The sequence below is a fragment of the Stenotrophomonas maltophilia R551-3 genome, assembly GCF_000020665.1.
GTDB lineage: Bacteria > Pseudomonadota > Gammaproteobacteria > Xanthomonadales > Xanthomonadaceae > Stenotrophomonas > Stenotrophomonas maltophilia_L.
Map to the genome: position 1 here is coordinate 4,052,971 of NC_011071.1, position 11,621 is coordinate 4,064,591.

12 protein-coding genes and 2 riboswitches are annotated in these 11,621 nt (G+C 67.6%); of the genes, 3 read left to right on the plus strand and 9 right to left on the minus strand.

The window, feature by feature from the left end; translation table 11 throughout:
• Positions 1 to 10: 10 nt before the first annotated feature.
• The 3 genes from SMAL_RS18270 to SMAL_RS18280 form a co-directional block, all read right to left on the minus strand.
• On the minus strand, positions 11 to 1,375 hold the full coding sequence (locus SMAL_RS18270) for an MATE family efflux transporter (protein WP_006396212.1): 1,365 nt from the start codon (positions 1,373 to 1,375) through the stop codon (positions 11 to 13).
• A gap of 238 nt (positions 1,376 to 1,613) precedes the next feature.
• Positions 1,614 to 2,189 carry a DUF3106 domain-containing protein gene (locus tag SMAL_RS18275; RefSeq protein ID WP_012512231.1) on the minus strand — a complete coding sequence of 192 codons (576 nt, stop codon included), beginning with the start codon at positions 2,187 to 2,189 and terminating at the stop codon, positions 1,614 to 1,616.
• Complete coding sequence (locus tag SMAL_RS18280) at positions 2,182 to 3,186, minus strand: hypothetical protein (RefSeq protein WP_012512232.1); 1,005 nt, start codon at positions 3,184 to 3,186, stop codon at positions 2,182 to 2,184. Before SMAL_RS18280 ends, SMAL_RS18275 begins: the two co-directional genes overlap by 8 nt.
• 413 nt (positions 3,187 to 3,599) lie before the next feature.
• Here SMAL_RS18280 and SMAL_RS18285 point away from each other — a divergent pair, with 413 nt between their 5' ends.
• On the plus strand, positions 3,600 to 5,777 hold the full coding sequence (locus SMAL_RS18285) for a primosomal protein N' (protein ID WP_041864688.1): 2,178 nt from the start codon (positions 3,600 to 3,602) through the stop codon (positions 5,775 to 5,777).
• Positions 5,778 to 5,871: 94 nt separating this feature from the next.
• Here SMAL_RS18285 and SMAL_RS18290 read toward each other — a convergent pair whose 3' ends face one another.
• Positions 5,872 to 6,492: a glutathione S-transferase family protein gene (locus tag SMAL_RS18290; protein ID WP_012512234.1), complete on the minus strand. Its 621-nt coding sequence runs from the start codon at positions 6,490 to 6,492 to the stop codon at positions 5,872 to 5,874.
• A 143-nt stretch (positions 6,493 to 6,635) separates the two neighbouring features.
• On the minus strand, positions 6,636 to 7,415 hold the full coding sequence (locus SMAL_RS18295; protein WP_012512235.1) for an NYN domain-containing protein: 780 nt from the start codon (positions 7,413 to 7,415) through the stop codon (positions 6,636 to 6,638).
• A 122-nt stretch (positions 7,416 to 7,537) separates the two neighbouring features.
• On the opposite strand from SMAL_RS18295, the gene SMAL_RS18300 reads away from it, so the two are divergent.
• Positions 7,538 to 8,818, plus strand: a complete 1,281-nt coding sequence (locus SMAL_RS18300) for an NAD(P)/FAD-dependent oxidoreductase (protein ID WP_006396222.1) — start codon at positions 7,538 to 7,540, stop codon at positions 8,816 to 8,818.
• Positions 8,819 to 8,909: 91 nt separating this feature from the next.
• Here SMAL_RS18300 and SMAL_RS18305 read toward each other — a convergent pair whose 3' ends face one another.
• The 4 genes from SMAL_RS18305 to SMAL_RS18320 form a co-directional block, all read right to left on the minus strand.
• Positions 8,910 to 9,362, minus strand: coding sequence for a hypothetical protein (locus SMAL_RS18305; protein ID WP_012512236.1), 453 nt, complete (start codon positions 9,360 to 9,362; stop codon positions 8,910 to 8,912).
• Positions 9,363 to 9,366: 4 nt separating this feature from the next.
• Positions 9,367 to 9,798 (minus strand): nuclear transport factor 2 family protein, encoded by a 432-nt coding sequence (locus tag SMAL_RS18310; RefSeq protein ID WP_006396224.1) that lies wholly within the window; start codon positions 9,796 to 9,798, stop codon positions 9,367 to 9,369.
• A 69-nt stretch (positions 9,799 to 9,867) separates the two neighbouring features.
• Positions 9,868 to 10,287 carry a hypothetical protein gene (locus SMAL_RS18315; protein WP_006396225.1) on the minus strand — a complete coding sequence of 140 codons (420 nt, stop codon included), beginning with the start codon at positions 10,285 to 10,287 and terminating at the stop codon, positions 9,868 to 9,870.
• Positions 10,288 to 10,359: 72 nt separating this feature from the next.
• Entirely contained in the window at positions 10,360 to 10,626 is a 267-nt protein-coding gene (locus tag SMAL_RS18320; protein WP_012512237.1) for a GIY-YIG nuclease family protein, read from the minus strand.
• A 40-nt stretch (positions 10,627 to 10,666) separates the two neighbouring features.
• Positions 10,667 to 10,756: riboswitch (glycine riboswitch) on the plus strand.
• A 13-nt stretch (positions 10,757 to 10,769) separates the two neighbouring features.
• Positions 10,770 to 10,875, plus strand: a riboswitch (glycine riboswitch).
• 82 nt (positions 10,876 to 10,957) lie between these two features.
• Between SMAL_RS18320 and SMAL_RS18325 the strand changes: the two genes are divergently transcribed.
• On the plus strand, positions 10,958 to 11,575 hold the full coding sequence (locus SMAL_RS18325) for a trimeric intracellular cation channel family protein (RefSeq protein WP_012512238.1): 618 nt from the start codon (positions 10,958 to 10,960) through the stop codon (positions 11,573 to 11,575).
• Positions 11,576 to 11,621: the final 46 nt, after the last annotated feature.

The following is an 11,621-nucleotide window of genomic DNA, read 5'->3' on the forward strand; positions in this document are numbered from 1 at the left end:
GCGGGACGGATCAGGACAGGCTGGACTGCCCGATGCGCAGGCTGCTGCGGCGCAGGCGCCAGCCCATCAGGATGGCGGCGGCGGTGAGGCCGACGATCAGGCCGATCCACATGCCCTGCGGGCCCATGCCCAGGCCCAGGCCGAGCCCGGCGCCGAGCGGCATGCCCAGGCCCCAGTACGCGAACATGGCGATGAACATCGGCACGCGGGTGTCCTTCAGGCCGCGCAACGCGCCCGCCGACAGCACCTGGATGCCATCCGGGAACTGGAAGGTGGCCGCGTACAGCAGCAGGGTCGAGGCCAGCCCGGCCACTGCCAGGTCGTTGGTGTAGACACCGACGATGGCGTCATGGCCGAACAGCAGCACCGCCGCCGACAGGGTCTGCGTGCCCATGATGATCGCGTAGCCGGCCCAGGCCGCACGGCGCACGCCGAAGCCATCGCCACGGCCGACCGCATGGCCGACGCGCACGGTGGTGGCCTCGGCCACGCCCATCGGGATCATGAAGCACAGCTGGGCGACGTTGATCGCGATCTGGTGCGCGGCCGCTTCATTGGCACCGAGGCGGCCGATCAGCAGCGCGGTAACGATGAACAGGCCGCCCTCCATCAGCACGGTGATGCCGATCGGCAGGCCGGTGCGCAGCAGGTCCCAGATCGCCGGCCAGCGCGGGCCTTCGAAGTGCGAGAACAGCTGCAGATGGGCGAAGCGCTTGGTGAACCACAGGTAGGTGGCGAAGGCGATCGCCTGCAGCCACATCATCACCGCCGAGGCGATGCCGAGGCCTTCGGCACCCATTTCCGGGAAGCCGAGCTTGCCGTTGGCCAGCACGTAACCCATTGGTGCCAGCACCAGCAGGCCGCCGAAGCCGATCAGCATGGTCGGCAGGGTCCAGTGCATGCCCTCGCTGAGGTAGCGCATGCAGAAGTACAGGGTCAGTGCCGGGCCACCCCAGCGCACCGCATGCAGGAACGCGGTCGCCCCCGGCACGATGTCCGGCGCGATGCCGAACGCAGGCAGCAACGGCGGCACTACGGTGAGGAAGGTGAACATGATCAGGCCCAGGCCCAGCGCCAACCACAGCGCCTGGCGGAACAGCGGGCCGATCTCGCGTTCACGGCCAGCGCCATGCAGCTGCGACACCGAGGCGGTGAGCGAGATCAGGGTACCGATCGGGATCAACATCGGCAGCCACAAGAGCGCCGTGCCGATGGTCACCGCGGCCAGGGTCGCTGTGGCGTGGTGGCCGGCAATGACGTTGTCGACGAAGGAGATCAGACCGGTGGAGACATGCCCGAGCACAAGCGGCAGGGCGAGCAGACCGGTGGCGCCGACTTCCTTGCTGAAGCGCGGCGTGGAGGTTGCAGTAGACATAAGGTGCTTGACGCGAACTGCGGTTGCGCGCGAAGGGCACAGGCACCGGGTTGCGGCCGGTCATCTTACGCGCGCAGCGCGCGCATTCCCATGACATGGCGTGAATGCTGGGTTTCAGCAGCCCCCGGCATCACGCGTTGCGATCGCGTTACGAACAGAAAAAGGGGACGGAGGGAATTAAGTCGTTTCAAGCCCGACTGTGCCGAATACGACTTAATCCCCTCCGTCCCTTTTCTTTCTACTGCCCGGCCTGGCGCTTGAGCCAGCTGTCGCGCTCGGCGGCGGGCACGGCGAGGAAGGCGCTGCGCACCGCGTCGCGTTCCTGCGGCGGCGTGCGCTGCGCGACCAGGGTCAGCTGGGCCAGCTGCGCCGGGCTGAGCTGGCGCAGCACGGCCAGCGCGGCCTCGCGCTGTTCCGGCGGCACGAAGCCAAACAGACCATGCAGCTTGGGGAATTCCAGGCCCAGCTGCGGGCCCAGCCGCCAGCCTTCGCGGAATGCCTGGTCCTGCGCCTGGAACTGCTGGCGCAGGCGCTGCTGCTGATCGGCCGGCAGCGCACTGAAACGCGCTGCAGCCTGGCGGATACGCTCACGCTCACCTTCCGGCAACGCCCGCCACGCCTCGTAGTCGGCACGGCGCTGGCGCTGCTGCTGGGCATCCAGGTGGGCAAACGCCGGCGGTGCCGCGGCGGGCGTCGGCGCCACCGTCGGAATCCCGGGCGACGGCGGTGGCAGCGGCACGTTGACGGTCTGCGGCGTGGCCGACAGCGACAGCGGCAGGGCCAGCAGCAGGCTGGCGAACACGGTCTTATTCATCGGCAGCAGCGGTTTCCAGCGTGGCGCTGGCCGGCTCCGGCCGGCTCGGCTTGGATTGCGATTCGTCCACCGGCAGCGGGCCGCCAGCGGCCGTCCACGCATACAGGTCGGCATCGGCCACCAGCGGATAGTCGCGGTCGGCCAGCATCGTGGCGTCGTCGGCAGCCTGGGCCGGGGTCGCATCCGGCGCGGCGTTGACTTTGCTCGGCGGCAACGCCTCCACCGTGACCGGACCGGCATCGCCCACCACGCCTTCCGGCAGCGGTGCATCGCTACCGAGCGCACGGCCCTGCCAATGGCGCCAGCCCAGCGCGGCGGCCAGCAGCACCGCCACGGTCAGCAGCAGGATCAGCGGACCGCGCCAACGCGGCTTGGCGTTCGCACGGCGGCGCTTGCCATTGGTGGCGGCACGCTCATCCCGCTGCGGTGCGCGCCAGCTGGAGGCAGGAGCTTCATTGTTGGTGGCCGGTGCGGCCGGTTGTTGCAGCTGCTGCAGGCGCTTGGCCGGCAGGTCGCGGATGCGCAGCTGTACCTGCTCGGCCAACTGCCGCCAGGCCGAGGCATCGGGCTGGCCGTGGGCATCGCGCGGACAGGCATCGGCCAGCAACTGCTGGTAACCGGCCTCGTCCTGGTCGAGCACGCGCATGGCAATGCCCTCCTCCAGGCTGCCGCCCACCCGCAGCAACAGCGCCAGCCGCGGCAGCGGCCCCATCTCGCCCAGCGCGGCCAACGGTGGCGCCCACTGTCCGCCCAGCGGTTCGCGCAGCGCCTGGCGCTGGCCCAGCAGGGTCCAGAAGCGGGTCGGCCACTGCGCCATCGGCAGGTCGCTGGCGACGGCGGCAAAGGCGCGCATCACCGCCACCAGGGTCTGTTCGGCACGGGCGGCTTCGCCGCACTGCAGTTCAGCCACCACCAGGGCACGGCGTTCGACGCCACGCAGGAACGCCGACAGCGCGCCGGCCGCGGTCGAGGAAACAGGGGCGGGCACAGCCGTCATCGGTCACTCCAAAGGTCTGCCGGCATGATAGCGGCAGGCCATCGACGCCCGGCAGGACTTGCGCCCGCAGGTACTTCGTGCTGCAGGTTGTGCACAGCACCACGGCCCTTGCACGGGAAACTGCGGCATCCAGCTGAATTCACTCTGTTTCAGCAATGTTTCACACTTAAGTTATTGATTTTGATTGATTTTGAAGTGTGGCGATTTTTTGACCAACCCAAGCGTGAGGCCGTCGCCATCGGCCTCCTGCGCGCCCGCCGACCGTTAACGCACAGTCTTATCCACAGAACATGTGGATAAGACTGAATCTCCAATGGACACCGATATTTAGGTGACATTTATGATTCAACGGGCGTCGCCCGGCCGCCCTCGCGCCTGCCATCCGCGTGCGCATGGCCCGTTACACTGCCCCGATGCTTTCACCGATTCCGACCCTGCAGGTCGCCCTGCCCGTCCCGTTGCCCCGCCTGTTCGACTACCTGTCGCCGGAGGGCGAGGCTCCCGCGGTGGCGGTTGGCTGCCGCCTGAAGGTGCCGTTCGGCAACCGCGAGCTGGTTGGCGTGGTAGTCGGCCATGGCCAGACCGATGACGGTCAGGGCCTGCGCCAGGCGCTGGCGTGGTGCGACCCGCAGCCGCTGCTGCAGGGCGAGCTGTGGCAGAGCCTGCAATGGCTGTCGCGCTATACCCATGCGCCGCTGGGCGAGGTGCTGAGCACCGCACTGCCCGGCCCGCTGCGCCACGGTGAAGCCCTGCCCGACACCCATCACTGGGGCTGGCAGCTGACCGCAGAAGGCCGCGCCCAGCGCGATAAGCTGCGCGCCGGCAGCCGCCCGCGGCAACTGGCCGAACTTCTGGCAGAAGTCATCGTGGATGAGGACGTGCTGGGTGAACGCATGCAGGACTGGCGCACCGCCGCGCGCAGCCTGGCCAAGCGTGAGCTGGCCGAGCGCGTCGCCCTGAGTGTGGCCCCGCAGCACGCGCAGCCGCTGCCCGGCCCTACCCTCAACCCGGACCAGGCCGAGGCCGTGGCCGCGATCAACGCCGCCGAGGGTTTCCAGCCGTTCCTGCTGGATGGCGTGACCGGCAGCGGCAAGACCGAGGTCTACCTGCAGGCGATCATCCATTGCCTGGCACAGGGCAGGCAGGCGCTGGTGCTGGTGCCGGAAATCGGCCTGACTCCGCAGACCCTGGCACGCTTCCGCGGCCGCCTCGGCATCGCCGTGCACGCGCTGCATTCGGGCTTGAACGACAACGAGCGCGCACGCGTCTGGGCGGCCGCATCACGCGGTGAAGCACGCGTCATTGTCGGCACCCGCTCGGCGGTGTTCACGCCATTGCCGCAAGCCGGCCTGCTGATCGTCGACGAGGAACACGACGGCAGCTACAAGCAGCAGGACGGCATCCGCTATCACGCGCGCGATTTCGCTCTGGTGCGCGCCAAGGCACTCGGCATCCCGGTGCTGCTGGGCAGCGCCACGCCCTCGCTGGAAACCCTGCACAACGCCTATGCCGGGCGCTACACCCACCTGCGCCTGAAGCAGCGTGCCGGCGATGCACGGCCACCGCGCGTGCGAATCCTGGATGTACGCAAACGGCCGTTGCATGACGGCCTCTCGTCCGATGTGCTGGCCGGAATCGGCGAACACCTGCAGCGTGGCCAGCAGGTGCTGGTGTTCAAGAACCGTCGCGGCTACGCGCCGGTGCTGCTGTGCCATGACTGCGGCTGGACCGCCCCCTGCAACCGCTGCGATGCACCGATGACCGTGCATGGTGGCGGCCGTCGCCTGCAGTGCCACCACTGCGGTGCGCGGCAGCCGGCACCGCTGGCCTGCCCGGCCTGTGGCAGCCTGGCGCTGCAGCCGCAGGGTATCGGCACCGAACGCCTGGAAGAGCACCTCACCGCGGCCTTCGCCGATTTTCCGGTGGTGCGCATCGACCGCGGCACCACCTCGCGACGTGACGCGCTGGAACATCAGCTGGCGAAACTGGGCGACCAGCCCGGCATCCTGGTCGGCACGCAGATCCTGGCCAAGGGCCACGACCTGCCCAAGCTGACCCTGGTGGTGGTGGTGGGCATCGACGAAGGGCTGTTCTCGGCCGACTTCCGTGCCAGTGAAAAACTGGCACAGCAGCTGATCCAGGTCGCTGGCCGCGCCGGCCGTGCACGCGATCCCGGCGAGGTCTGGCTGCAGACCCACCATCCCGGGCATCCGTTGCTGGAAACGCTGGTGAGCGGCGGCTACCACCCATTCGCGCAGGCCGAATTGAACCAGCGCGAGGCCGCCGGATTCCCTCCGTTCGCGCACCTGGCGTTGATGCGTGCCGAAGCCCAGCAGATCGAGCATGCCAATGCCTTCCTGCTGGCCGCGCGGCAATTGCTGGGCGAACAGAACGTGGTCGAGGCCTACGGGCCGATGCCGGCGCCGATGCCGCGCCGCGCCGGCTACCAGCGCACCCAGCTGCTGCTGTCTGCGCTGCAGCGGCCGCCGTTGCACGGTGTGCTTTCGCACTTGGTGCCGCAGTTGTACGCGCTGCCGGAAGCACGCAAGGTGCGCTGGTCGCTGGATGTGGATCCGACGGACCTGTATTAAGGGCACGCGCAGAACCCGCCGGGGGGGCCGACCCCGATGGCCTGGGGTCGGATCCCTTTTCGCAGAAAAGGGCTCTGACCCCGAACGCCTTCGCTTACGTCAGCGGCGACATCACGCCGCGCTGGTAGGCCGGCCGCTCGCGCAGGCGGGCGTACCAGTCGGCCAGGTGTGGCAGTTCCGGGCGCTGGATCGGCAGTTCGAACCAGGCATAGATCAGCGAGCCCAGCGGGATGTCACCCATCGCGAACGTCTCGCCCGACAGCCACGGCTGTTTGGCCAACGTGGCGTCGGCCATCGCCAGGTAGTCGCCGGCGCGCACGATGGCGGCATTGATCCGCGCTTCGTCGCGGTCAGCCGGGGCGGTGCGCATGATGCCCCAGATCAGGTCACTGTAGATCGGCGCCATCCGCGAAGTGCTCCAGTCCATCCACTTCTCGGCCTGGGCGCGTTCCATCGGGTCCTCGGCGTACAGCGTACCCAGCGCGTAACGCGCGCTCAGGTAGCGCACGATGGCGTTCGATTCCCACAGCGGCAGGCCATGGTCCTCGATCACCGGCACCAGGCTGTTGGGATTCATCGCCTGGTACTCCGGTGTCTGCGTGCCGCCATGGCTGCCACCGACTTCGATGGATTCATACGGCAGGCCGATCTCCTCGGCACACCACAGCACCTTGCGGACGTTGCTGGAATTGCGACGGCCCCAGATCTTCAACATGCGGGTTTTCCTTGCTGGCAATGCGAGCGGCAACGATACGCCTGATCGGAGTGGGTATGTGGGTGGCGGATGTGGAATCGGGCATCTGGGGCTTGCCGGCCAGCGGCCGGCACTACCGGTTCTTCTTTGGCCAGCAGCCGGAGCTACCGGTTCTTTTTCGGCAGCGCGCGCACGTAGGAGGACTTGCCGTCCTTCTTCAGCTCGAACAGGCCAATCGCTGCCAGCAGGTCACTGAGCTTGCCGTAGCCATAGTTGCGCGGGTCGAACGAGGCCTGGTTGCCGATCTGGCTGCCGACCGGGCCCAGGTGCGACCAGCCATCCTCGCCCTCGGCCGAGGACACCGCACGCCGCAGCATCTTCACCAGCCGCGTATCGCTGCGCATTTCCGCGCCGCTCTTGCGCGGACGGGCATCGTCATTGGCCACCGGTTCGTTCGGTGCCTGCTCGTTCGATGATTGCTCGACGTCCTGCACGCTGGCATGGGTCTGGCCCAGCGCTTCCAGATAGGTGAACTTCGAGCAGGCGTTGACGAACGGTTCCGGCGTTTTCTTTTCACCGAAGCCATAGACCTTCACGCCATCGGTCAGCAGGCGCATCACCATCGGGGTGAAATCGGCATCGCTGGACACAATGGCAAAACCATCGAGGTTGCGCGCGTACAACAGGTCCATGGCATCGATCACCATCGCCATGTCCGAGGCGTTCTTGCCCTTGCTGTAGGCGAACTGCTGGATCGGGCGGATCGCGTACTCGTGCAGCACCGCCTCCCATCCCTTCAACCGTGGGCTCTTCCAGTTGCCATAGGCGCGGCGCACGTTGGCCACGCCGTAGCGGGCGACTTCAGCCAGGACCTCGTCGATCTTCGAGGCCGGCGCGTTGTCGGCATCGATCAACAGGGCGATGCGCTTTTCCGGTTCGCTCATGGATTCCTCGCGGGCGGTTGCCTGAACCCGAGTATCGCCGATCCGCGCGGGCGCTGACGTGACAACCGCCTGCCGTGCGAAGATGCCAAGCGCTTCCCCCATGCCCCCACTGGAGTGAGTCGATGAGTCGCGAGCGCGTTCCCCACCTGGTTGTTGTCGGCGGCGGTTTTGCCGGTCTCTGGGCCACCCGTGCCCTGGCCCGCGAGCGCATACGCATCACCCTGGTCGACCGCCGCAACCACCATCTGTTCCAGCCGCTGCTGTACCAGGTGGCCACCGCCGGCCTGTCCGCCCCGGATATCGCCGCACCGCTGCGCCACATCCTCGGCCACCAGCGCAATGTGGAAGTCCGCCTCGGCGAAGTGGTCACCATCGACAAGCAGGCCCGGCAGATCCGCATGGCCGATGGCAGCACGCTGGACTACGACACTCTGCTGCTGGCCACGGGTGCCACCCACGCCTACTTCGGCAACGACCAGTGGGCCGATGATGCCCCCGGCCTGAAGACGCTGGACGATGCCATCGCGCTGCGCCGCAAGCTGCTGCTGGCATTCGAACGTGCCGAGGCCGAACCGGACCCGGCGAAGAAGGCCGCGTGGCTGAGCTTCGCCGTGGTCGGCGGCGGCCCCACCGGTGTTGAACTGGCCGGCACCTTGGCCGAAATCGCGCGGCATACGCTGCGCAATGAGTTCCGCCACATCGACCCGGCCAGCGCCAAGGTGCGGCTGGTCGAAGCCGGCCCGCGCGTGTTGTCTTCGTTCCCGGAAGTGCTTTCGCTGAAGGCACGGCGGCAACTGGAAAAACTGGGCGTGGAAGTATTGACCGGTACCCCGGTGAGCGACATCGACAGCCAGGGCTTCAAGCTCGGCGATCAGTTCGTACCGGCCCGCACCGTGGTCTGGGCCGCCGGTGTGGCCGCTTCACCGCTGGCGCGCACCCTGGATGTGCCGCTGGACCGCGCCGGCCGCGTGCAGGTGCAGCCCGACCTCACCCTGCCTGACCACCCGGAACTGTTCGTGGCCGGCGATCTGGCCGCGCTGAACCAGGCCAACGGCAAGCCGGTGCCTGGCGTGGCACCCGCCGCCAAGCAGATGGGCAAGTACGTGGCCGAGGTGATCCGCGCGCGCCTGCACAACAAGCCGGCACCAGGTCCCTTCAAGTACGCCGACTTCGGCAACCTGGCCACCATCGGCCGCATGGCCGCGATCGTGCACCTGGGCAGGCTGCAACTCTCGGGCGTCCTCGCCTGGTGGTTCTGGCTGGCCGCACACGTGTTCTTCCTGATCGGTTTCCGCAACCGCGTCGTGGTGCTGCTGAACTGGGCGGTGGCGTACTGGAGCTACCAGCGCAGCGCGCGCATCATCTTCGGTGACGACCAGGAAGACCGGCGACCCCGACGGTAGTGCCGGCCGCTGGCCGGCTGCTGCGCGGTCGGATCCCTTTCCGCAGGAAAGGGCTCTGACTCCGTCAACATCATCCACGCATGGCGTGGATCTACCGGTTCATCGGGCCGCCCGGCACCCGCTGTTTCGACCAGGTGCGGCAGAAATCCTCCTTCCTCGCGGTGTCGGCAATCTGCGCGGTACTCCAATGCCGGGTGATCCAGATTGTCAGTACGGTACTGCTGAGATGCCAGCGCAGCATGTCGTGCCTTGGCTGCCGCATCAGGTGGCGGCGTGCAACCCAGAACGCTTCGCGCTCGACATCAGTCGCCTTCTTCAACGCCTCAGGATCGAAGAACCGCGTCGTGAAGCTCCATGGATTCATCGGCTGGAATCCCGTGCGCTGCTCACTGCTGCATGCGGCCACACCACTGGGCGCACGGTCTGCCGGCTGCGGCCGGCCTTCCACCAGCGCCAGCCCGAGCAGGTACAGCAGGCCAGGCAGCAGCGCGATACCGGCGACCAGTACGACGACGGAGATCCATGCTTTGCCGGCGGCACGCATCGCTCTACAGCGCCTTCGGCTTCGGATACCACAGTGCGTTGACGATGACCCAGCGCTGGTCGAAGCGCCCCATGTGGAAGTAGTCGACGAACCACGGGGTTTCCAGCCGCACCGAGGCCGCGTTGCCGGTCACGTCCAGCACCGTGCAGCGGCGGTTCCATTGATCCTTCGGGGTCTTCAGCGCGCCCTGCTTCGTCAACGAAACCAGTTCTTCCTTCGACATGCGGCGCAGGCCCAGCCGTTCGTCGGGTGTATCGCCGAGGACCGCGCGCTTGGCCAGGTCCGGGTGCAGGGAGCGGGCGACGCGTTGCGGGTCGGCCTCCAGCTGGCCGTCGACGTAATCGTGGCAGGTGGCTTCGATGGCCGCGATCGTGGCCGGGTCGGCGGCGGGGCTTGTCGCACCAGCAACAGCGAGCAACATGGCAAGCGTGGACATCCTGGTCTCCAAGGCTGGGGCGGGATGATCATGGCATGGGCGGCGTACTTACCCACGCGTGGCGCGGATCTATTGCATCAGGCCCATTTCGTCGACGCCCAGCTGCATGTACATGAACGCGGCCGCTTCGTCGGTCATCGGCTGGCCCTTCGGGAAACTGTCGAGCCAGGCGGTGATGCGCGCATGCCGATGCTTCAGTGCATCGGCCATCGCGCGCTTTTCCGCGTCGGTGGCACGTTCCTGCATCTCGTCGCGCAGCAGGTCATCGCCGATGCCCCATTTTTCGGCCAGCGGAATCAGGTCGACCAGATCGGGCGGCACTCGGTCACGGCGCAGGTGGATGGGGTCAGCAGTGGCCGGGCCACGCTGCGCGGCCAGCTCTGCGGCGGTTCCGATCTGCCCGTGCTGCAGTGGCGGCGAGGTCGGCGCCTGGGCGCAGGCCGGCAAGGTCATGCAGGTGGTGAACAGCAGCATCCAGCAGGTCTTCATCGGACCAATCCTATGTCCATGGCTGTGGCGATCATGGCATGGGCGGCGTCTCCATCCACGCAAGGCGTGGATCTACAGGACCGGTGCCTGCAGCCAGGCCAGTTTGCGTTCGCGCGGCTGCTGCTTGAGCTGCCATTCGGCGCGCGAGGCGGCGGCCCGGTCCGGGTACTCGCGCACGGCCAGTACGCGCAGCGGCGGCCGCGCCCGGGTGTAACGCGCGCCCTTTCCGGCCTGGTGGGCAGCGAAACGCGCGTCCACGTCGGTGCTGATGCCGGCGTAATAGCTGCCATCGCGGCATTCGAGCAGGTACAGGAACCACGGGCGCAGGGACGAGGCCATGGCCGGATTATGCCGTGTTGCACTGCAGCGGATATACTGGCGCCCGAATGCAGGAGAGAGGCGCCGCGCTGGCGCCCGCCGAAGGCGCAGGCTCCCATGATCGCTCAGGCCGGTGGGCTGGAATCCCACCAACCATGCATTCGACTCGCCGAGCTGGAGAGAGGTCACCGGGCTTGCCCGGCACGATCCGCCGAAGGGGCACGCGGCCCATGCCGCTGAACTCTCAGGCAAAAGGACAGCGGGAGCGGCACCGGTCATCGTCATCCCGTCATTGCGCAGGCAGTGGCGGTACACGCGCATGGCCGGCCCCACCGCGCCCGGAGCCTGTCCCATGCTGCTGTCCATCATCTACCTGATCGCCATTTCCGCCGAAGCCATGACCGGCGCGCTGTCCGCCGGCCGCCGCCGCATGGACCTGTTCGGTGTGATCATGATCGCCTGCGTTACCGCCCTCGGCGGCGGATCACTGCGCGACATCCTGCTCGGTCACTATCCGCTGGGCTGGGTGAAGCATCCCGAGTACCTGGGCTTCACCGTGTGTGCGGCGCTGATCGCCACCTGGGTCGCACGCTGGATGCACCACTTCCGACGCACCTTCCTGGTGCTCGATGGACTGGGCCTGATCGCCTTCACCCTGATCGGCTGTTCGATCGCACGTGAGGCCGGCCATGCCATGCCGATCGTGCTGATTGCCGGCATGCTGACCGGCGCCTTCGGCGGCGTGCTGCGCGACATCCTCTGCAACGAGGTGCCGCTGATCTTCCAGAAGGAGCTGTACGCGATCATCGCGCTGCTGACCGGCGCGGCCTACCTGTTGCTGCTGCACTGGGGCGTGGCCGACGCCACCGCGATCTTGTGCTGCCTGGGCGGCGGCTTCGCGCTGCGCCTGCTGGCGATCCACTACCGCTGGGAAATGCCGAAGTTCGTCTATCACGACGAAGTGCATTGATTGTTTGACGGTAGTGCCGGCCGCTGGCCGGCAACACGGCACGCGC

Coding starts and splice junctions, on each gene's coding strand:
- SMAL_RS18315 (WP_006396225.1), bottom strand. CDS start 10,287: ATGAAGACCTGCTGGATGCTGCTGTTCACCACCTGCATGACCTTGCCG.
- SMAL_RS18310 (WP_006396224.1), bottom strand. CDS start 9,798: ATGTCCACGCTTGCCATGTTGCTCGCTGTTGCTGGTGCGACAAGCCCC.
- SMAL_RS18320 (WP_012512237.1), bottom strand. CDS start 10,626: ATGGCCTCGTCCCTGCGCCCGTGGTTCCTGTACCTGCTCGAATGCCGC.
- SMAL_RS18280 (WP_012512232.1), bottom strand. CDS start 3,186: ATGACGGCTGTGCCCGCCCCTGTTTCCTCGACCGCGGCCGGCGCGCTG.
- SMAL_RS18290 (WP_012512234.1), bottom strand. CDS start 6,492: ATGTTGAAGATCTGGGGCCGTCGCAATTCCAGCAACGTCCGCAAGGTG.
- SMAL_RS18295 (WP_012512235.1), bottom strand. CDS start 7,415: ATGAGCGAACCGGAAAAGCGCATCGCCCTGTTGATCGATGCCGACAAC.
- SMAL_RS18300 (WP_006396222.1), top strand. CDS start 7,538: ATGAGTCGCGAGCGCGTTCCCCACCTGGTTGTTGTCGGCGGCGGTTTT.
- SMAL_RS18275 (WP_012512231.1), bottom strand. CDS start 2,189: ATGAATAAGACCGTGTTCGCCAGCCTGCTGCTGGCCCTGCCGCTGTCG.
- SMAL_RS18285 (WP_041864688.1), top strand. CDS start 3,600: ATGCTTTCACCGATTCCGACCCTGCAGGTCGCCCTGCCCGTCCCGTTG.
- SMAL_RS18270 (WP_006396212.1), bottom strand. CDS start 1,375: ATGTCTACTGCAACCTCCACGCCGCGCTTCAGCAAGGAAGTCGGCGCC.
- SMAL_RS18305 (WP_012512236.1), bottom strand. CDS start 9,362: ATGCGTGCCGCCGGCAAAGCATGGATCTCCGTCGTCGTACTGGTCGCC.
- SMAL_RS18325 (WP_012512238.1), top strand. CDS start 10,958: ATGCTGCTGTCCATCATCTACCTGATCGCCATTTCCGCCGAAGCCATG.